The sequence below is a fragment of the Pseudomonas sp. JV241A genome (genome assembly GCF_900275665.1).
GTDB lineage: Bacteria > Pseudomonadota > Gammaproteobacteria > Pseudomonadales > Pseudomonadaceae > Aquipseudomonas > Aquipseudomonas wadenswilerensis.
This window is the reverse complement of the sequence record NZ_OPYO01000016.1, coordinates 181,593-200,890: the sequence shown is the minus strand read 5'-3', so window position 1 is coordinate 200,890 and position 19,298 is coordinate 181,593. Positions and strand designations below refer to the sequence as shown.

The window sequence follows — 19,298 nt, the reverse complement described above, 5'->3', positions numbered from 1 at the left end:
TGAGGTTGTCGACGTCGAAGCCGCTGGCCAATGATGCCCTTGAAGCGCATGCCAGCGGCTTCGACGTCGACAACCTCAGGTACCTGACCCTGGGTGATCCGCAGCTGGTCGAGCGCTTGCTACGGGAACTGGCCCTGAGCAACAGCGAAGACCTCAAGGCCCTGCGCGCCCTCGGCCCGGCACCTGCGCGCGATGCCTTGCGCAGCCTGGCCCACCGCATCAAGGGCGGTGCCAAGATGCTCAAGGCTCGTGGCGTGGTGCAGCGCTGCGAAGCGCTCGAGCAAGCCTGCATCGGCGACGCCGGCATCGAGCAACTGCAGGCACTGGCCAACGACCTGGAACTGAGCCTGCAGACTCTCGACGGCCAGCTCGTCCAGCGGGTCAGTGCAACTGCAAGGTCGAGTTGATCTGGCTGATCGCATCGACCACGTGCTGCGAGCCCTGCTGGATTTCCAGGATCACCTCGCCGGCTTCATTGGCCAGCTCCACGCCAAGGCCGGTGCGGCTCAGGCTCGACTGCATGCTGGCCACGGCGGTCAACGACAGGTCGTGGTTCTGCCGCACCACCTCGACAATCTCCAGGGTCGCCTTGCTGGTGCGCGCCGCGAGGTTACGCACCTCATCGGCCACCACCGCAAACCCGCGCCCGTGCTCGCCGGCCCGGGCTGCCTCGATGGCGGCGTTGAGCGCCAGCAGGTTGGTCTGATCGGCAATGCTGCGGATGGTCTGGACGATCTGCCCGATCAGCTCCGACTGCTTGCTCACCGCATCGATGCTGCGCGCTGCGGCGTTGAGGTCCTGGGAGATTTCCTCGATCACCTGCACGGTTTGCTGCACCACCTGCGAGCCTTTGCGTGCGCAGGCGTCGTTCTGCACCGAGGTGGCGTGGGCCGATTCGGCGGCGGTCTGCTGGGTGCTGACCTGGCGGGTGATATCGCTGGCGAACTTGACCACCTTGTACAGGCGCCCACGGGTGTCGAAGATCGGGTTGTAGGAAGCCTCCAGGTAGACCATCTGCCCCAGTTTGTTGATCCGTTCAAAACGGTGGGAATGGTACTCGCCACGGTTGAGCGACGCCCAGAATGCCTTGTAGGCCGCTGACTCGCTTTCGCTTTTGTGGCAGAACAGGCTGTGGTGCTTGCCGACCACTTCGTCGAGGCGGTAATGCATGGTGTCGAGGAAATTCTGGTTGGCTTCGATAACCTTGCCATCCGGAGTGAACGCGACCATCGCCATGGAGCGGCTGATCGCGTTGATCAGGCTTTCGGTCTCGTGCTCGTGCTGCACCCGCTGGGTGATATCGGAGGCGACCTTGATCACGCTGGTGACCTGTTGCTGGGCACCCAGCACCGGCATGTAGCTGGCCTCGAGCCAGACTTCGCGGCCCCGCTTGTCAACACGGGCAAAGGTGCCGCTGCGCGCTTCACCACGACCCAAATCGCGCCATAGCTGGCGGTACTCCTCGCTCTTGCTGAAGGCTTCGTCGCAGAACATCCGATGGTGCTTGCCGCGAATCTCTTCGACGCCGTAGCCCATGGTCTTGCAGAAGTGCACGTTGGCGTCGAGGATGATCCCGTCGGGGCTGAACTCGATCATCGCCATCGAGCGGCTGATCGCCGCCAACTTGGCAGTCATATGGCCCAAGGCCTGGGTGCAACGCTCGATTTCAGCCAGATCGGACTTACGATGCAAATCAAACATTTTGCAACACTCCATGCTCGGGATTTGCTGAGCATAGATGGCGATTGGCGCCATGCAAGCACTATGACATCACCGTGCAACGCCCGCCGACTGGCGGTTTCAGCTGCTTTCGCGAACCATCAGCTCAAAGCCCAGGTCCTGGCTTTGCACTTGCCCACGTTTGCCATCGAGCAGGCCCAACAGCGCCTGCGCGGCGCAACGGCCAATGGCGGCGCGCGGGGTGCGAATCGAGGTCAGGCGCGGGACCATGTGCGCCGAGGCAGGCAAGTCGTTGAACCCGACCATCGCCACTTGCTGCGGCACTTTGATGCCCTGGCGCAGGGCTTCGAGAATGGCGCCCTGGGCCAGGTCGTCGTTGCAGAAGAAGATGCCGTCGACGTCGGCATGGCGCTGCAGCAACTGCGCGAACAGCTCACCACCCAGGCCGATTGAAGAAGGCTGCGGCGCCAGCATTTCCCGGGCGTGGGCATCCATACCGGCCTCGGCAAGGGCCTGGCGAAAGCCCTCGGCGCGCTGCATTACCCGCGGATCAAGCTGCGCGGCGATGAAGCCCGGGCGCTTGCAGCCGCGCTCAAGCAGATGCCGCGCCGCCGCCCTGCCCGCTTCCTGCTGAGAGAAACCCACCGACATGGCCTGGGCCTCACCGCCCAGCTCCATCATGTGCACACAGGGCACGCCGCTGGCGGCCAGCATCTGCTTGGCCACGTCGCTGCGATCAAAACCGGTGAGCAGGATGCCACGCGGCTGGTAAGCCAGGTAGTTGCGGATCAAGTTCTCTTCTTCGGCGATATCGTAGTGATAGTTACCGATCAGCACCTCAAGCCCACGGGGCCGCATCACCTCGTGGATGGCCTCCAGGGTGTCGATGAACAGGTGGTTGGACAACGACGGGATCAATACCACGATCGACTGGCTTTGTGCCGAGGCCAGCGCCCGTGCTGCCGGGTTGGCCACGTAGCCAAGGCTGGCGGCGGCGACCTGGACCTTCTCGACCAGCTCCGGTGCCACCGTGCTGACCCCGCGCAACGCACGCGAAGCAGTAATCGGGGAAACCCCGGAAAGCCTGGCCACTTCAGCCAGGGTGGGACGACCGGTAGTACGGGAGCCGATGCGGGTCATGACAGGTTTTATTTTCGACTTGCAAAGAATGGGGAACGGGCACTAAGGTAGCGCTGTCTCAGACCACAGGCAATGCAAAACTGCATGAGCCCAGGAATGAGCATCCAGACTGCTTTTACAAGATCAATAACATCTGGGTGGGAAGCGCTCGAGACATTAGCCGTCTCGCTTCAAGATAGCGCTATCTTGCCCTGCAGGAGGTACCGATGAATCCCCCCTTGTCCGCAATCGTGGTAATGGGCGTAGCTGGCTGCGGCAAGAGCTGCGTCGGTGCCGCCATCGCCAGCCATAGCGGCGGCCGCCTGATCGAAGGCGATGCCTTTCACCCTGCTGCCAACATCCAGAAAATGAGCGCCGGCATTCCCCTGGACGACGACGACCGCGCTGGCTGGTTGATCCTCCTCGGTGAAGAACTGCAACGGACCCTCAAAAGCGGCGCACGGCCGGTCCTCACGTGCTCGGCGCTGAAGAAGCGCTACCGCGATGCCCTGCGCCACGCCGTGCCGGACCTGGGCTTCGTGTTCCTCGAACTCACCCCGCAAGAAGCCGAACGCCGGGTACTGGCCCGCCCCGGCCACTTCATGCCCGCCAGCCTGATCGAAAGCCAGTTCGCCGCCCTCGAACCGCCTCATGGCGAGCCGCTGACCCTGCCCCTGGACGCCACCCTGCCGGTGGACAAGCTGGCCATCGAGGTAGACCAGTGGCTAAAGCCCTGCGGTGAACCGCTGCTGGCGCGAACGGCCTGACCCTGGCTGTTTTCTCGGCTCACCCAAGATAGCGCTGTCTCGACCCGTAAACGCTACAAATGTTCCGCCCACAAAAATGACAATACGAGGCACTGAACCATGTTTGGTTTGGCAACTGATACCTACCTGCTGCTCGATGCAGTCGTCACTATCATCGGCCTGGTGCTGCTGATTACCCACTTCAAGGTCCACCCTTTTGTCGCCCTGACCCTGGCCGCCGGCTTTCTCGGCCTGACCTCCGGCATGCCGGTGGCCAAGGTGATGAAATCGTTCCAGGACGGTTTCGGCGGCGTGCTCGGCTTTGTCGGCATCGTCCTGGCCCTGGGCACCATGCTCGGCAAGCTGATGGCCGACTCTGGCGGCGCCGACCAGATCGCCCAGACGCTGATCCGCGCTTTCGGCAAACAGAAAGTGCACTGGGCAATGATGTTCGCCGCCTTCCTGGTCGGCATTCCGCTGTTCTTCGAAATCGGCTTCGTATTGCTGATTCCATTGGTGTTCATCGTCGCCCGGCGTTCCGGGGTGTCGCTGATCAAGATCGGCATTCCGCTGCTGGCCGGGTTGTCGGTGGTCCACGGGCTGGTGCCGCCGCACCCGGGGCCGCTGCTGGCCATCGGCATCTTCAATGCCGACATCGGCAAGACCATCTTCTACGGGCTGATCGTCGCCCTGCCCACGGCGATCATCGCAGGTCCCCTGTACGGTAACTTCATCTCCAAGTACATCCCGGGCAATCCGAACAAGGAGCTGATGGACCAGATCGCCCGCGAGTCCGACCAGCAGAACCTGCCAAGCTTCAGCATCACCCTGATCACCGTGCTGCTGCCGGTGTTCCTGATGCTGCTGAAAACTTTCGCCGACGTGGTACTGCCGGCCGAGCATATCGTCCGTCAGTGGATGGACCTGATCGGCCACCCGATCAGCGCCCTGCTGGCGGCCCTGCTGCTGGCGTTCTACACCTTTGGCGCGGCGCGCGGGTTTTCTCGGCAGCAGATCATGAAGCTGCTCGATCAAAGCCTTGCGCCCACCGCGGCGATTATCCTGATCGTCGGTGCCGGTGGTGGCTTCAAGCAGATGCTGGTGGATACCGGCGTGGGTAATGTGATCGGGCAGATGGCCGTGCAGGCCGAGATTTCACCGATCATGCTGGCCTGGCTGGTGGCGGCGGTGATTCGTATCGCCACGGGCTCGGCGACGGTGGCAACCATCACCGGGGCCGGGATCGTCGCGCCGGTGATCGGCATGATTCCGGGGGTCAACCGTGAGTTGCTGGTACTGGCGACCGGCGCGGGATCGTTGATTCTGTCGCACGTCAACGATGCCGGCTTCTGGCTGGTGAAGCAGTACTTCAACATGACCGTGGCCGAGACCTTCAAGACCTGGAGCATGATGGAGACCATCCTGTCGGTGGTCGGGATCATCTTTATCATGCTGCTGTCGTTGGTGGTCTGAATATCTGCGGGCTGCTGCGCAGCCCATCGCTGGCAAGCCAGCTCCCACAGGTTCGGTGTGGGAGCTGGCTTGCCAGCGATGCAAGGCAACGCCTTGCTAGTACATCAGATCAAAAAGCTGCCTTGAAGATCGCCTCGATCTCCCCCTGACTGGCCACCCGCGGGTTGGTCAGGCCGCAGGCGTCCTTCAGGGCATTGCTGGCCAACGTCGGAATGTCCGCCTCCTTCGCCCCCAGCACCGCCAACCCTGCCGGGATATCAATGGCCCGCGACAGGTTCTCGATCGCCGCCAAGGCCGCAGCGCTGCCCTGCTCGGCATTCATGGCGCCGACCTCCACGCCCATGGCCTTGGCCACATCACGCAGGCGCGCCGCACTGACGCTGGCGTTGAAGCGTTGCACATGGGGCAACAGCACCGCATTGCAGACACCATGGGGCAAGTCATAGAAACCGCCCAACTGGTGGGCCATGGCATGCACGTAACCCAGGGAGGCATTGTTGAAGGCCATGCCGGCGAGGAACTGGGCGTAGGCCATGTTCTCCCGGGCCTTGAGGTCGCTGCCGTCGGCCACGGCCTGGCGCAGGTTGGCGCTGATCAGCTCGATGGCCTTGATGGCGCAGGCATCGGTGATCGGCGTGGCGGCCGTCGAGACGTAGGCTTCAATGGCGTGGGTCAGCGCATCCATGCCGGTGGCCGCCGTCAGGCCCTTGGGCATGCCGACCATCAGGGCCGGGTCGTTGACCGACAGCAGTGGCGTGACGTTGCGGTCGACGATGGCCATTTTCACGTGGCGCGCTTCGTCGGTGATGATGCAGAAACGGGTCATTTCGCTTGCCGTACCGGCCGTGGTGTTGATGGCAATCAACGGCAACTGCGGCTTGGCCGACTGATCAACCCCTTCGTAGTCACGGATATGCCCGCCGTTGGTGGCGCACAGGGCAATGCCCTTGGCGCAGTCATGGGGCGAGCCGCCGCCCAGGGAGATCACGCAGTCGCAACGCTCGCGTTGCAACAGCGCCAGGCCCTGCTCGACGTTGGCGATGCTCGGGTTGGGCTTGGCGCCATCGAAGATCGCCGAGTCGATGTCGCGCATCGCCAGCATTTCGGCAATGCGCTCGGCAATCCCGGCCTTGGCCAGGCCCGCGTCGGTGACGATCAGGGCCTTGCGCAGGCCGTATCCGGCAATGGCAGCCATCGCCTCTTCGAGGCAATCGATGCCCATGATGTTGACGGCGGGAATGAAAAACGTGCTGCTCATGGCGAGATCCTCATGCAATGTACCTTTGCCTTGAGGATCCGCCTGTCTGCCCTGCTCCGTGTTGATCTGAGTCAGCCGAGGAACAGCCGGTAGGCCGGGTTGTCGCTTTCGTCCCAGTAGCGGTAGCCCATGGCGTCCAGCGCCTCGGGCAGGCTGGCCTGTTCGTCCTGCGGCACTTCCAGGGCGGCAAACACCCGCGCCTCGGCGGCGCCGTGGTTGCGATAGTGGAACAGGCTGATGTTCCAGCGTTTGCCCAGGCGCTCGAGAAAGCCCAGCAAAGCCCCCGGACGCTCGGGGAATTCAAAGCGCAGCACGCGCTCGTCCGCCCCCGGCCCGGCATGCCCGCCCACGGTGTGGCGCACATGCAGCTTGGCCAGTTCGTTGTCGGTCAGATCGAGCACCGTGTAGCCCTGCTCGCGCAGGCTGGCCAGCAGCTTGTCGCGCGGGTCGGTTTGCGGATGGGTCTGCACGCCAACGAACAGCCGCGCCTCTTTGCCCGGGTAGTAGCGGTAGTTGAACTCGGTGATCTGGCGCTTGCCCAGGGCCTGGCAAAAGGCGCGAAAACTGCCCGGCTGCTCTGGGATTGTCACAGCGATGATCGCTTCGCGCTGCTCGCCAAGTTCCGCCCGCTCGGCCACATGACGCAGGCGGTCGAAGTTGACATTGGCACCGGAGTCGATGGCCACCAGGGTCTGCCCCTGCACGCCTTCGCGGGCCACGTACTTCTTGATCCCGGCCACCGCCAGGGCACCGGACGGCTCGGTGATCGAACGGGTGTCGTCGTAGATGTCCTTGATTGCCGCGCACAGCTCATCGCTGCTGACGGTGATGACCTCGTCGACATAGTGGCGGCACAGCTCAAAGCAATGCGCGCCGATCTGCGCCACCGCCACGCCCTCGGCAAAGCTGCCGACCTGGGCCAGCACCACCCGCTCGCCGGCGGCCATAGCGGCCTGCAGACAGTTGGAATCATGCGGCTCGACGCCGATCACCTTGACCTCGGGGCGCAGGTATTTGACGTAGGCAGCGATGCCGGCGATCAAGCCGCCGCCACCGACCGGCACGAAGATCGCATCCAGCTCGCCCGGTTGCTGGCGGAGGATCTCCATAGCCACGGTGCCTTGGCCGGCGATCACGTCCGGGTCGTCGAACGGCGGCACGAAGGTTGCGCCTTCGCTGTCGGCCAGCTTCAGGGCATGGGCCAGGGCGTGGGGGAAGCTTTCGCCGTGCAACACCACCTGGCCACCGCGCGAACGCACGCCTTCAACCTTGAGTTCAGGGGTGGTGGTCGGCATAACGATGGTGGCGCGCATGCCCAGCTCGCGAGCCGCCAGGGCGACACCCTGGGCATGGTTGCCGGCCGAAGCGGTGATCACCCCGCGCTGGCGCTGGGCCGGGCTCAGGCGACTGAGGCGGGTATAGGCACCGCGGATCTTGAAGGAAAAGGTCGGTTGCAGGTCTTCCCGCTTGAGCAGCACCTGGTTGCCCAGGCTGCGCGACAGGGCCGGCGCCGCTTGCAGGGGCGTTTCGATCGCCAGGTCGTAAACCGGGGCCGCAAGAATGCGCCGCACGTAGTCGGACAGCAGGCTCAGCGGCGCGGACGGTGTACGGGGGCTAACGGCAAGGCTGGTCATCGGTGACTCCTGGTTTTTTTAAGTGCCCAGGAGAGAGAGAAAGAACCCGCCTCCAGGGCGGGTTCGGTGCAAGTGTCAGCTAGCCCGCCAAAACGATAATGGCGGTAATAATGCTGTGCTGAGACGACTGCAGGAATGTGTTCATGCCCACGAAACTAGCGCAGCCGCCCGGGCAAAGTCAAGCCGGCTCACGCGCAGAATCGGGCACATCGAACACCCGGTCGAAGGCCCACTGGAAGACAAAGGCATAGCCGAAGAAGAACACGAACAGCGCCAGGTTGGTCAACAGCGCCGCCCACAGGCTGATCTGCAGCCAGCCGGCCACCACCGGCAAGAGGATCAGCACCAGCCCGCCTTCAAAGCCCAGCGCGTGGAGAAAACGCCGCCACAGCGTGCGCTGGCGTTGGGCCTGGCGCGCCTCCCAGTACTCGAACGCCCAGTTGTAGAACATGTTCCAGGCCAGGGCCACCGCCGAGAGAATCAGCGACAGCACCGTGGAGTGGGCCATGCCGGCATCGAAGGCCCAGGACAAGACCGGCGCCACGCACAGCACGGCGATGGTTTCGTAGAGAATGGCCTGGACGATCTTGCGCGCCTTGCCTTGCATGTCCGGCTCCCTGAGCGTCAATGAAGCCCCACCCTAGCCGCGTTGAGGCGCCGGTTCAATTGAGCTAAATTGAGCCTCCCTCAATTGGCTTGAGCACCGTGTTCGCCAAACTGCCCCTGACTGCCCTGCGCACCTTCGAATCGGCGGCCCGCCTGGGCGGCTTCAAGGCTGCCAGCGACGAACTGGCGGTCACCCCGGCGGCGGTGTCGCACCAGATCAAACGCCTGGAGTCGCACCTCGGCCTGCTGCTGTTCGAGCGCAGCAGCCAAGGTGTCAGGCTCAGCGAAGCCGGCGAGCGTCTGTACCTGCAGGTGCACCAGGGCCTGGCCAACCTGCAGCGCAGCGTCGATGCCCTGCAACCGCCGTGCGATCGCCAGCAACTGACCTTGACCACTACCGCGGCCTTTGCCAGCGCGTGGCTGATCCCGCGGCTGGGTGATTTCCATCGCCGCCACGCAGACATTCAAGTGCGGGTGCTGACCGGCAGCGAGGTGGTCGACCTGCAGCGCGAGCACCGTTTCGACCTGGCCTTGCGTGCCGAATTCAATCCTGACCCGGCGTTGCAGCGGTTGCCGTTGCTGGCCGAGCATTTCTCGGTATACACCCCGCCCGGCTGGCAGCCGCTGCCTGCCAATCGGCCCCTGTCGTTGATCGAGGTGCCGTGGATTTCGGTCAGTGGCGTGGTCATCGACTGGGCCCGCTGGTGTGCATTGGCCGGGTGTGAAGACTGGCTGCAGCGGGCGCGTTTTCATCACTATGACGATGAGCACCATGCCCTGCAGGCGGCCGCTGCCGGCTATGGGTTGGTGCTGGCCAGCAACGTGCTGGTGGCCGACAGCGTGCGCCAGGGTTTGCTGCAACCGTGGCGCGCGGAGGTGCGCTTGCCGGCCGCGCAGTACAGCGCGGTGTGGTTGCCGGGCCGCGAGCGCGAGCCTGCGCTGCGGGCGTTTCTGGATTGGCTGGGCAGCGCTATTTGCTCCGCACCGAATTAAATCCGTTCAAACTCGCGCACAAATTGATTACCCTGCTGCGCCTCTCGGCTTGCAACCCCCCTATCCCAGCCCCTTGGCAGAAGGAGGAGACCCGGCTCATGCTCGCGGTTCTCGACATGCATCAGGACGATGCCGCGCTACCTAAGCGGGTCAGTCATCACTCTATCAACCAGCACCTGCGTGGGCCGATGCAACTGGCCAGCGTCCTGCTGTGGTTTTACGCCGCTCCCAGCCTGGCCGACAGCGGCCCGTGCGAGCAACTGCGTCAGACAACGCCCGCTTACCCTGTCGACGTCAGCCAGTTGCGCGCCCTGGGCGACTGCGCCATGCCCGAGCGCCCCGGTGAAGCGGTGGTCTACTACCAGGCCGCCGAAGACCTCGGCGACAGCGGCAGCCGCCTGCCGCTGGCCCAAGCCCTGGAAGCCTCGGGTGATTCCATTGCCGCCTTGGCGATCTGGAAAAGCCTGGCCGACAGCGAGTGGACCGCCAGTGCCCGCCTTACTGCCGCGCGCAGTGCGCTGAATGCCGACAATTCTTACCTGGCGCACACCTATTGGAAACAGGCAACGCCTGTAACGGCCGATGACTGGGCGCTAGGCGCCGCCATCGCCCAGCGCGAACTCCAGGAGCAGGATGCCATGGACTACCAGCGCCAGGTCCTCAAGCAGCAGCCCCGCGCCGATCGTTACTACGCCGCAGCGGTAACCGCAGCGCAATCTGGCCACCTGCAGCAAAGCACCGCCTGGCTCGCCGAAGCCGTGCGCCTGGCACCGCAGCAGCCGCGCTACAGCGCCGACTACGGCATGCGCCTGGCAGGCGCCGAAGATCAAGCGACCCGAGCCCGCTCGATCCCCTACCTTGAGCGCGCCACCCGCGCCCTTCCCGAGGACTACCGGATCGGCGAAGCCCTGGCCTGGCGTTATGTCGAAGTGGAAAACAACCGCGCTGCACGCAAGGCGCTGCGCCGGGTACTGGATGTCGAACAGGAACTGGTCGACGGTGACCAGGTGTTCGGCAGCCTGGCCGCACGCACGTACCATCAGCGCCGGGTTCACGAGGCATTGTCGCGGCGCGACAGTATTACCCTGGCAAGCACCTGGGCACCCGCCGGGATGCCGACCAACGACAACGTTCGCGATGACCGTAAAGAGCGCCGTGGCACCTCGCAGAACGTGCAAATGGCGATGTGGGATCACGCTCTGGGCGACGAGCCGAGCCGCAACGGCAGGACGCTTTCGGTCTATGGCCGGGTGCTGTTCGCAGGCACTGGCCGCACCGACTACGCGCACACCATGGGCACCGGTGTCGGCCTGCGCTACAAGCCCTTCGGTACCCGCAACATCAACCTGTACAGCGAGCTTTATCACCAGCGCCAGATCGACGATGCCCAGTACGGCGGCCTGACCCTCGGCCAGTTGATCAGCCCGAGCAAGGTCGGCGACAACTATGGCGACCTGCGCGGCCACGCCGAAACGAGTAACGACCTGCTGCTGCGCGCGACCGCCTCGTTCCTTGACCAGGGCAAATGGCGCAACGACTGGCGGGCTGACGAGGACGAGTGGGACGAGCGCTTCCTTTACCACGACGCCGCCTGGTGGACCCGCGCAGGCGATCACCAATGGCTGTCGCGCTACCAGCGCGGGCACACCTGGAAGCTGCCCAGCGACACGGCGCAAACCCTGATGCCGTACGGTTTTCTCGAGTTCTCAAGCCAGGATCCGAGCAACGACTGGCGACAGGACCTGCGCACGGGTCTGGGCCTGCGCTGGCAGTGGTGGTTCGACGATGACCGCTACAACGCCTATCGCGGCTCGCTGAAAGTACGCGCCGAATACCAGCAATCGCTGGGCGGCAATCTTTATGAACATGCCAACGGCCTGTTGCTGGGTGCGGAGTTGACCATTTGATGCGCCGCTTGATCGCTGTGCTGCTGTTCGCCCTGAGCCTGTCGGCAACGGCTGACGAACACCTGTTCTACCAACCGCTGGAGCGCGACGCGCAGCTGAGCCAGGCGCAATGGCGCACGCTGTGGAAAGCCGCCGCGCCCCAGGGCGGCAAGACCCTGATCGTGCAATGGAGCGCCTACGGCGCCAACGACTTCGGTGGCGCCCAGGGATGGCTGGCCAACACCTTGCGCCTGGCCCACGAACAAGGCCTGCAGCTGGTGTTGGGGCTGTACCGGGACGCGGCCTACGATCAGCACATCGACGAACTGGACGGCGTCGGCCTGATGGCTTACTGGCAAACCCAGCTGGGCAAGTCCCTGGCCCAGCAACGCACAGTGCGCGAACAGTGGCAACTGCCCGTTACAGGCTGGTACCTACCGATGACGGTAGACGACCTGCACTTTCACAGTGCTGATCGCCGCCAGGCGCTATACACCCAGTTGCAGGCCTTCAACCGCCGCCTCGATGCGCCCCTGCATATCAGCGCTTTCAGTACCGGACGCTTGAGCCCGGCAGTCAACGCCCGCTGGCTCGAGCAACTGGCCAGCCTCAAGCTGCGGGTCTGGTGGCAGGATGGCCTCGGCAGCTCACGCCTGGCTCCATTGGTACGCCAGGGTTACCTGGACGCCCTGCCCGCGAGCATCGATATCGTCACTGCGCAAGCACCCCTTGTTCCACACTGAGGCCAGGACATCCCATCAACCGCGTGGCAGCCTGATCTTGAACTGCGCGCCACCCAGCGCCGACTGCCCCACCGTCAGCGTGCCACCCTGGCCTTCAATGGCCCGGCGGCTGATCGCCAGGCCCAGGCCGAAGCCGCCGGTGGTGCGGTCGCGGCTGCGGTCCAGGCGGTAGAACGGCTGGAAGATCAGCTCGCGCTGGTCGTGGGGGATGCCGATGCCGTTATCCTCCACGGTCAGCAGGCAATGGCCCTGGGGGTCGAGGCTCAGACGCAGGAGGATCTGCCCGTCGCAGTAGCGCATGGCGTTGCGCACCAGGTTCTGTAAAGCGCGGGCGGTCAGGCGCGGGTCGAGGATGAAACGCGGCAGGTTGTCGTCGGCGCGCACCTGCCACTCGATGCCGCGACCATCGAGTTCCTCGGCAAAGCTGCCGAGGATGCTGTCGACCAGTTCCAGCAGCGAAACCTCGACCCGCTCGCGGGCCTGATCGACGTTCTGCAGGCGGCTGTAGGACAGCAGTTCAAGCACCAGTTCATCCAGCTCGCGCACATGCCCGACCAGTTCCAGCAGACGCTTGCGGCAGTTCGGCGGCACCTCGTCGAACAGCAGCACCAGGCCGAAGTCCAGGCGGGTCAGTGGCGTGCGCAGTTCATGGGACACGGCATTGAGCAGCTCGCGCTGCTGGGTCAGCAGGCGCTCGACGTCCTGGGCCATGGTGTCGAACACCTGGGCCAGTTCGCCGATGTTCGAGCGCGGCGGAATATGGGTGCGCTCCGACAACTGGCCCTGGCCCAGGCGTCGGGCGGTTTCCTTGAGCCGTTCGAGGTCGCGCCAGTGCGGCCAGACCCAGAACAGCAGGCAACCGAGCAGGGCGGCGCCAATCAGGACGGTCACTACCCAGGACAGCAGGCTGATGTCCAGCGGGTCGGGCGGGTTGCTCAGCTCCACCAGCCAGGTGTCGTCCAGCGGCGCCAGGGCGGTTTCGTAATAGCCCCAATCCCCCAGGCGCACGACGTTCTGGCCGGCGTTGAGACGGTCACGCTCCTCGTACGACAGGCCGATCTGATCCTGGCGGCGCAACTCGATCTGCAGCGGAGCGAAATCCGCCGCCAGCTCCCTGGCCTTGGCCGGCCATTCACTGGGCGGCACCTGCTCGAACTGCTTGACGATCAACCGCTGCACGCCCCGCGCCTGGTCGAGGTTGTAGGCGATGAAGCGCTGGTGAAAGGCGCCGACGATGGCATCCGGGATCAGGAAGATCGCCCCGGCATAGGCAACGATGGTGATCAGGTACAGGCGGATGAGGATCTTCAGCATGGGCCGCTAGAACTCCCACTCGACGCGGCTGAACAAGTAGCCCTTGCCCCACACGGTCTTGATCTTGCGCGCTTCGCCGGCGCTGTCGTCAAACTTGCGCCGCAACTTGGAAATCGCCACGTCCACCGAGCGGTCGGTGCCGTTGAACTCGATGCCGCGCAATTGCTGGAGGATGCGGTCGCGGCTGAGCACCACGCCGGCATTGCGCGCCAGCACCACCAGCAGGTTGAACTCGCCGCTGGACAGCTCCACCGGCTGTTCGCGCCAGAACACGTTGCGCTCGGCCAGGTCGATGCGCAGGCCTCCGACCACGATCAGGTCGCTCTCAAGTCGCGGTTCGTTGATGCAACTGCGGCGCAGCAAGGTGCGCACCCGGGCCAGCAGCACCCGCGGCTCGCAAGGTTTGGTCACGTAGTCGTCGGCGCCCATTTCCAGGCCCAGCACCTGGTCGTGGCTGTCATCGCGGGCGGTCAGCATCAGGATCGGCAGGGCCTGGGACTCGGCGCGCAGCAAGCGGCATACCTGCAGGCCATCGAGGCCCGGCAGCATCAGGTCGAGGATCACCAGGTCCGGCTTGTTGCGCCGGGCTTCGGCCAGGACATGATCGCCACGGGCAATCACGCTGACGCTGAAGTCGTTGCGCTGCAGGTAGCTGGCGATCAGTTCGGACAGGGCGCAGTCATCTTCGACCAGGAGAATATTGGGCATGGGTAGTTTGACAGGCTGGGAAAGTCAGGCAGGATATAAGAGCTCAAGCGCTCGCTGGGTAAAGCTTCACACTTTTTTACATTTGGCCTACACAGCTTAACTGTTGCCCGTCGGTCGCCTGCCTTAGCATTGCCGGGTCATTTTCGGAAGATCCGCATGTCCAGTACAAGTCCCGTCCGTCTGCGCGCCCTGGTGCCGCTGTTGTTGATCACCTTCGCCCTGAGCGCCTGCGACGATAAATCGCCTGCCGAAGAAAAGGCCCCGCCAAGCGCAGTCAAGGTCGAGACCGTGCGCGTCCAGCCGCTGGCGATCACCACCGAGCTCAATGGCCGCATCCTGGCCCCACGGACCGCCGAGGTGCGTGCGCGGGTCGCAGGCGTGGTGCTCAAGCGCGTGTACCGTGAAGGCAGCGACGTCAAACAGGGCGATGTGCTGTTTCGCATCGACCCGGCGCCGTTCCAGGCCGACTTCGACAGCGCCCGCGCAAGCCTGGCCCGCGCCGAAGCCACGCTGTTCCAGGCCCGCTTGCAGGACCAGCGCTATCGCGAACTGATCGGTATCAATGCGATCAGCCGCCAGGACCATGACAACGCCCGCGCCGCCTTCCTGCAGGCCGACGCCGATGTCGCCGCGGCCAAGGCCGCCCTGGAGCGGGCCAAGCTCAACCTGGGCTACGCCACCGTCACCGCGCCGATTTCCGGACGCATCGGCCGTGCCCTGGTCACCGAAGGCGCCCTGGTGGGGCAGAACGAAACCACGCCGCTGGCAACCATCCAGCAACTGGACCCGATCCATGCCGACGTTACCCAGTCGACCCGCGAGCTCAATGCCCTGCGCCGCGCCTTGCGTGCAGGTGAGCTGCAGCAGGTGGGCCAGGACCAGGCCAGCGCAACGCTGATCCAGGACGACGGCACCCCCTACCCGCTGCCGGGCAAGCTGTTGTTCTCGGACATCAGCGTCGACCCGAGCACCGGGCAGATCACCCTGCGCAGCGAGTTCCCCAACCCGGACCTCGACCTGTTGCCGGGCAGCTTCATCCGCGTGCGCCTGGAGCAGGCGGTCAAGCAGCAAGGCATCAGTGTGCCGCAGCGGGCCATCCTGCGTGACAGCGCCGGCAATCCGAAGGTAATGCTGGTGGATGCCGAACAACGCATCAGCGAGCGTTCGGTGGTCCTGGGCAGCGTGCAGGAAGACCGCTGGATCGTCAGCGACGGCCTGGCCCCCGGTGACCGGGTGGTGGTCGAAGGCCTGCAGCACATCAGCGCCGGCGACCAGGTAGAGGTCGACAACGCGGGCAAGGACGCCCTCCCCATCGTTCAGTCCAACGGCCAGTGAGGGCCTGATTCATGCCGCAGTTTTTCATTGACCGCCCGGTCTTCGCCTGGGTGGTCGCCTTGTTCATCCTGCTTGCCGGCGCCCTGGCCATCCCGCAGTTGCCGGTGGCCCAGTACCCCGATGTGGCGCCGCCGCAGGTGGAAATCTACGCCGTGTACCCGGGCGCCTCGGCGCAGACCATCGACGACAGCGTGGTCAGCCTGATCGAGGAAGAGCTCAACGGTGCCGACAACCTGCTCTACTTCAGCTCGCAAAGCAGCCTGGGCAGCGCCACCATCACCGCCACCTTCGAGCCGGGCACCAACCCGGACCTGGCCCAGGTCGACGTGCAGAACCGCCTGAAAGTGGTCGAGTCGCGCCTGCCGCGCCCGGTCACCCAGCAAGGCCTGCAGGTGGAGAAAGTCTCCACCGGCTTCCTGCTGATGGTGACCCTCACCGCCATGGACGGCAGCCTCGATGAAGTCACCCTGAGCGACTTTCTCGCCCGGAACGTGATGAACGAGATCCGCCGCCTCAAGGGTGTCGGCAAGGCGCAGCTGTATGGTTCGGAACGGGCCATGCGCATCTGGATCGACCCGGCCAAGCTGATTGGCTTCAACCTGACTCCGGATGACGTCAACGACGCGATCGCGGCGCAGAACGCCCAGGTGGCGCCAGGCAGCATTGGCGATTTGCCGGGTACCGGCACCCAGGAAATCACCGCCAACGTGGTGATCAAGGGCCAGTTGAGCACCGTGCAGGAGTTCAAGGACATCGTCCTGCGCGCCAACCCGGATGGCTCGACCGTGACCATCGGCGATGTCGCCCGGGTCGAGATCGGCAGCCAGGAATACCAGTACGGCACCCGCCTCAACGGCAAGCCGACCAGCGCCTTCAGCGTGCAGCTGTCGCCCGGTGCCAACGCCATGGAAACCGCGACCCTGGTGCAAGCCAAGCTCAACGAGCTGTCGCGCTACCTGCCGCCGGGGGCCAAGTTCGACATCCCCTACGACACCTCGCCGTTCGTCAAGGTCTCGATCCAGCAGGTCATCACCACCCTGCTCGAAGCCATGGCCCTGGTGTTCGCGGTGATGTTCCTGTTCCTGCAGAACATCCGCTACACCCTGATCCCGACCCTGGTGGTGCCGGTGGCGCTGATGGGGACCTTCGCGGTGATGCTCTCGCTGGGCTTCTCGGTCAACGTGCTGACCCTGTTCGGCATGGTCCTGGCCATCGGTATCCTGGTCGACGACGCCATCGTCGTGGTGGAGAACGTCGAGCGGATCATGAGCGAGGAAGGCCTGGCGCCGCGCGAGGCGACGAAAAAGGCCATGAGCCAGATCAGCGGCGCCATCGTCGGCATCACCCTGGTGCTGGTGGCGGTGTTCCTTCCGATGGCCTTCATGAAAGGCTCGGTGGGGGTGATCTACCAGCAGTTCTCGGTGTCGATGGCGGTGTCGATCCTGTTCTCGGCGTTCCTCGCCCTGAGCCTGACCCCGGCCCTGTGCGCGACCCTGCTCAAGCCGATCGCCAAGGGCTCGCACCACGAGAAAACCGGCTTCTTCGGCTGGTTCAACCGCCGCTTCGAAAGCCTGACCAATGGCTACCAGCGCTGGGTCATCCAGGCGCTCAAGCGCAGCGGCCGCTATCTGCTGGTGTACGTGGTGCTGGTAGCCGGGCTGGTGTACGGCTTCAGCCAACTGCCCTCCTCGTTCCTGCCCACCGAAGACCAGGGTTACACCATTACCGACATCCAGCTGCCGCCGGGGGCCAGCCGTGCCCGCACCGAACAGGTGGCAGCGCAGATCGAGGCGCATAACGCTACGGAACCTGGCGTCGGTAACAGCACCCTGATTCTCGGTTTCAGCTTCTCTGGCAACGGCCAGAACGCGGCGCTGGCGTTCACCACCCTCAAGGACTGGTCCGAGCGCGGTAGCGATGACAGCGCCCAGTCCATTGCCGACCGCGCCAACGCCGCCTTCAGCCAGCTCAAGGACGCCATCGCCTACTCGGTGCTGCCACCGCCGGTGGATGGCCTGGGTACCTCCAGCGGTTTCGAGTTCCGCCTGCAGGACCGTGGTGGCCTCGGCCACGCCGGCCTGATGGCTGCGCGTGACCAGTTGCTCGCCGCCGCCGAAAAGAGCCCGGTGCTGGTCAACGTACGCGAAAGCGCCCTGGCCGAAAGCCCGCAGGTGCAGCTGGAAGTCGACCGCAAACAGGCCAACGCCCTGGGCGTATCGTTTGCCGATATCGGCAACGTGCTCAACACCGCGGTAGGCTCCAACTACGTCAACGACTTCCCCAACCAGGGGCGCATGCAGCGCGTGGTGGTGCAGGCCGAAGGCGACCAGCGCAGCCAGGTCGACGACCTGTTGAAGATTCACGTGCGCAACAGCAACGGCAAGATGGTGCCCCTGTCGGCGTTCGTCCAGGCCAAGTGGATCACCGGCCCCGTGCAACTGACCCGCTATAACGGCTACCCGGCCATTGCCGTGTCGGGCGAGCCGGCACCGGGCCACAGCTCCGGTGAGGCGATGAACGAGATCCAGCGCCTGGTCGATCAACTGCCTCAGGGCATGGGCCTGGAATGGACCGGATTGTCGCTGCAGGAGCGCCTGTCCGGGGCTCAGGCGCCGATCCTCATGGGCCTGTCGCTGCTGGTGGTGTTCCTGTGCCTCGCGGCGCTGTACGAGAGCTGGTCGATCCCGACCTCGGTACTGCTGGTGGTGCCGCTGGGCGTGCTTGGCGCGGTGATTGCGGTCAGCCTGCGCGGGATGCCCAATGATGTGTTCTTCAAGGTCGGCCTGATCACCCTGATCGGTCTGTCGGCGAAGAACGCCATCCTCATCATCGAGTTCGCCAAGAGCCTGGTCGATGAAGGCCACGACCTGGTCGACGCCACCGTGAAGGCCGCGCGTTTGCGCTTGCGGCCGATCGTCATGACCTCGCTGGCGTTCATTCTCGGCGTGGTGCCCCTGGCGATTGCCAGCGGTGCCAGCTCGGCCAGCCAGCAGGCGATCGGTACCGGGGTGATCGGCGGCATGCTCAGCGCCACCCTGGCGGTGGTGTTCGTGCCGGTGTTCTTTGTCGTGGTGATGCGCCTGACCGGTAAGCGCCGGGCCAAGGGCCAGACGCCTGCGCCAGTGGCCAGCGACAGCTGATCTGGACAGACCGCGGCGTGCATGGGAAGGTGATCGGCTGATACCGCCAGGAACCCTGACCATGCCCGCCGCCCCTCCCCCCTGCTCCATCCTCATCCTTGCCGGTGGCCGCGGCCAGCGCATGGGCGGCCAGGACAAGGGCCTGCTCGACTGGCAGGGCCAACCGCTGATCGCCCACATCCACGCCGTGGTGCGGCCCCTGACCGACGACCTGATCATTTCCTGCAACCGCAACCAGGACCGCTACCGGCCCTATGCCGACCAGTTGGTGGGGGATGCCGAAGCGGACTTTCCCGGGCCCCTGGCCGGGGTATTGGCGGGGCTGGCGGTGGCACGGCATGACTGGCTGCTGGTGCTGGCCTGTGACGCGCCGTTGATCGACAGTGCGTTGATACTCGAGCTGATGAGCCTGGCCAATGACCAGCAGCAACCGGCGATGGTTCGCCAGGGTGGTTACTGGCAGCCGATGTTCAGCCTGATTCCCCGTGCCTTGCGCGCTGATTTTCAGCAGGCCTGGGCTGATGGGGATCGGGGCGTGCAGCGCACCTTGCGCCAGCATCCGGTGCGGGCGCTGGAGTGCGCCGAGGGAGACCCGCGCCTGAGCAATTTCAATACTCCGGAGTTTTTGCGCAACTAGTCATCGCGGGGCAAGCCCGCTCCCAC

The 19,298-nt window shown here is 64.7% G+C and carries 15 protein-coding genes and 1 pseudogene; 9 read left to right on the top strand and 7 right to left on the bottom strand.

Annotated features, from left to right (window positions below; genetic code table 11):
• Window positions 1-407: Hpt domain-containing protein (locus JV241A_RS11215; protein ID WP_134062504.1), on the top strand; the 407-nt coding region annotated here is incomplete at its 5' end.
• Here JV241A_RS11215 and JV241A_RS11210 read toward each other — a convergent pair.
• Window positions 382-1,701, bottom strand: coding sequence for a PAS domain-containing methyl-accepting chemotaxis protein (locus JV241A_RS11210; protein WP_134062502.1), 1,320 nt, complete (start codon window positions 1,699-1,701; stop codon window positions 382-384). The two genes, JV241A_RS11215 and JV241A_RS11210, sit on opposite strands and share 26 nt — an antisense overlap.
• 99 nt (window positions 1,702-1,800) lie before the next feature.
• On the bottom strand, window positions 1,801-2,820 hold the full coding sequence (locus JV241A_RS11205) for a LacI family DNA-binding transcriptional regulator (protein WP_115086488.1): 1,020 nt from the start codon (window positions 2,818-2,820) through the stop codon (window positions 1,801-1,803).
• A 206-nt stretch (window positions 2,821-3,026) separates the two neighbouring features.
• On the opposite strand from JV241A_RS11205, the gene JV241A_RS11200 reads away from it, so the two are divergent.
• Window positions 3,027-3,566 (top strand): gluconokinase, encoded by a 540-nt coding sequence (locus JV241A_RS11200; protein WP_134062500.1) that lies wholly within the window; start codon window positions 3,027-3,029, stop codon window positions 3,564-3,566.
• A 99-nt stretch (window positions 3,567-3,665) separates the two neighbouring features.
• The gene (locus JV241A_RS11195) at window positions 3,666-5,018 is read left to right on the top strand and encodes a GntP family permease (protein ID WP_134062498.1); all 1,353 of its coding nucleotides are present in this window, start codon (window positions 3,666-3,668) and stop codon (window positions 5,016-5,018) included.
• Between the two features lie 109 nt (window positions 5,019-5,127).
• On the opposite strand, the gene yiaY is transcribed toward JV241A_RS11195, so the two are convergent.
• The 3 genes from yiaY to JV241A_RS11180 form a co-directional block, all read right to left on the bottom strand.
• On the bottom strand, window positions 5,128-6,276 hold the full coding sequence (gene yiaY, locus JV241A_RS11190) for an L-threonine dehydrogenase (RefSeq protein ID WP_115086486.1): 1,149 nt from the start codon (window positions 6,274-6,276) through the stop codon (window positions 5,128-5,130).
• Window positions 6,277-6,347: 71 nt separating this feature from the next.
• Window positions 6,348-7,910 carry a threonine ammonia-lyase, biosynthetic gene (gene ilvA, locus JV241A_RS11185; RefSeq protein ID WP_115086485.1) on the bottom strand — a complete coding sequence of 521 codons (1,563 nt, stop codon included), beginning with the start codon at window positions 7,908-7,910 and terminating at the stop codon, window positions 6,348-6,350.
• Window positions 7,911-8,088: 178 nt separating this feature from the next.
• Complete coding sequence (locus JV241A_RS11180; protein ID WP_115086484.1) at window positions 8,089-8,517, bottom strand: PACE efflux transporter; 429 nt, start codon at window positions 8,515-8,517, stop codon at window positions 8,089-8,091.
• 98 nt (window positions 8,518-8,615) lie between these two features.
• On the opposite strand from JV241A_RS11180, the gene JV241A_RS11175 reads away from it, so the two are divergent.
• From JV241A_RS11175 to JV241A_RS11165, 3 genes and pseudogenes are all read left to right on the top strand, one after another.
• Window positions 8,616-9,509 carry a LysR substrate-binding domain-containing protein gene (locus tag JV241A_RS11175; protein WP_166675681.1) on the top strand — a complete coding sequence of 298 codons (894 nt, stop codon included), beginning with the start codon at window positions 8,616-8,618 and terminating at the stop codon, window positions 9,507-9,509.
• 233 nt (window positions 9,510-9,742) lie between these two features.
• Window positions 9,743-11,416, top strand: a pseudogene (locus tag JV241A_RS11170) (phage receptor); the annotation flags it as partial.
• Entirely contained in the window at window positions 11,416-12,138 is a 723-nt protein-coding gene (locus JV241A_RS11165; protein ID WP_134062492.1) for a DUF4434 domain-containing protein, read from the top strand. The pseudogene JV241A_RS11170 and the gene JV241A_RS11165, both read left to right, overlap by 1 nt.
• Window positions 12,139-12,153: 15 nt before the next feature.
• Here JV241A_RS11165 and JV241A_RS11160 read toward each other — a convergent pair whose 3' ends face one another.
• Window positions 12,154-13,452 carry an ATP-binding protein gene (locus JV241A_RS11160; protein WP_115086480.1) on the bottom strand — a complete coding sequence of 433 codons (1,299 nt, stop codon included), beginning with the start codon at window positions 13,450-13,452 and terminating at the stop codon, window positions 12,154-12,156.
• A 6-nt stretch (window positions 13,453-13,458) separates the two neighbouring features.
• Window positions 13,459-14,160 (bottom strand): response regulator transcription factor, encoded by a 702-nt coding sequence (locus JV241A_RS11155; RefSeq protein WP_115086479.1) that lies wholly within the window; start codon window positions 14,158-14,160, stop codon window positions 13,459-13,461.
• Window positions 14,161-14,316: 156 nt separating this feature from the next.
• Between JV241A_RS11155 and JV241A_RS11150 the strand changes: the two genes are divergently transcribed.
• The 3 genes from JV241A_RS11150 to mobA all read left to right on the top strand — a co-directional run bounded on the left by JV241A_RS11150 (window position 14,317) and on the right by mobA (window position 19,272).
• Entirely contained in the window at window positions 14,317-15,495 is a 1,179-nt protein-coding gene (locus tag JV241A_RS11150; protein WP_134062490.1) for an efflux RND transporter periplasmic adaptor subunit, read from the top strand.
• Between the two features lie 11 nt (window positions 15,496-15,506).
• Window positions 15,507-18,635 (top strand): efflux RND transporter permease subunit, encoded by a 3,129-nt coding sequence (locus JV241A_RS11145; RefSeq protein ID WP_134062488.1) that lies wholly within the window; start codon window positions 15,507-15,509, stop codon window positions 18,633-18,635.
• A gap of 61 nt (window positions 18,636-18,696) precedes the next feature.
• Window positions 18,697-19,272 carry a molybdenum cofactor guanylyltransferase MobA gene (gene mobA, locus JV241A_RS11140; protein WP_115086476.1) on the top strand — a complete coding sequence of 192 codons (576 nt, stop codon included), beginning with the start codon at window positions 18,697-18,699 and terminating at the stop codon, window positions 19,270-19,272.
• Window positions 19,273-19,298 lie beyond the last annotated feature (26 nt).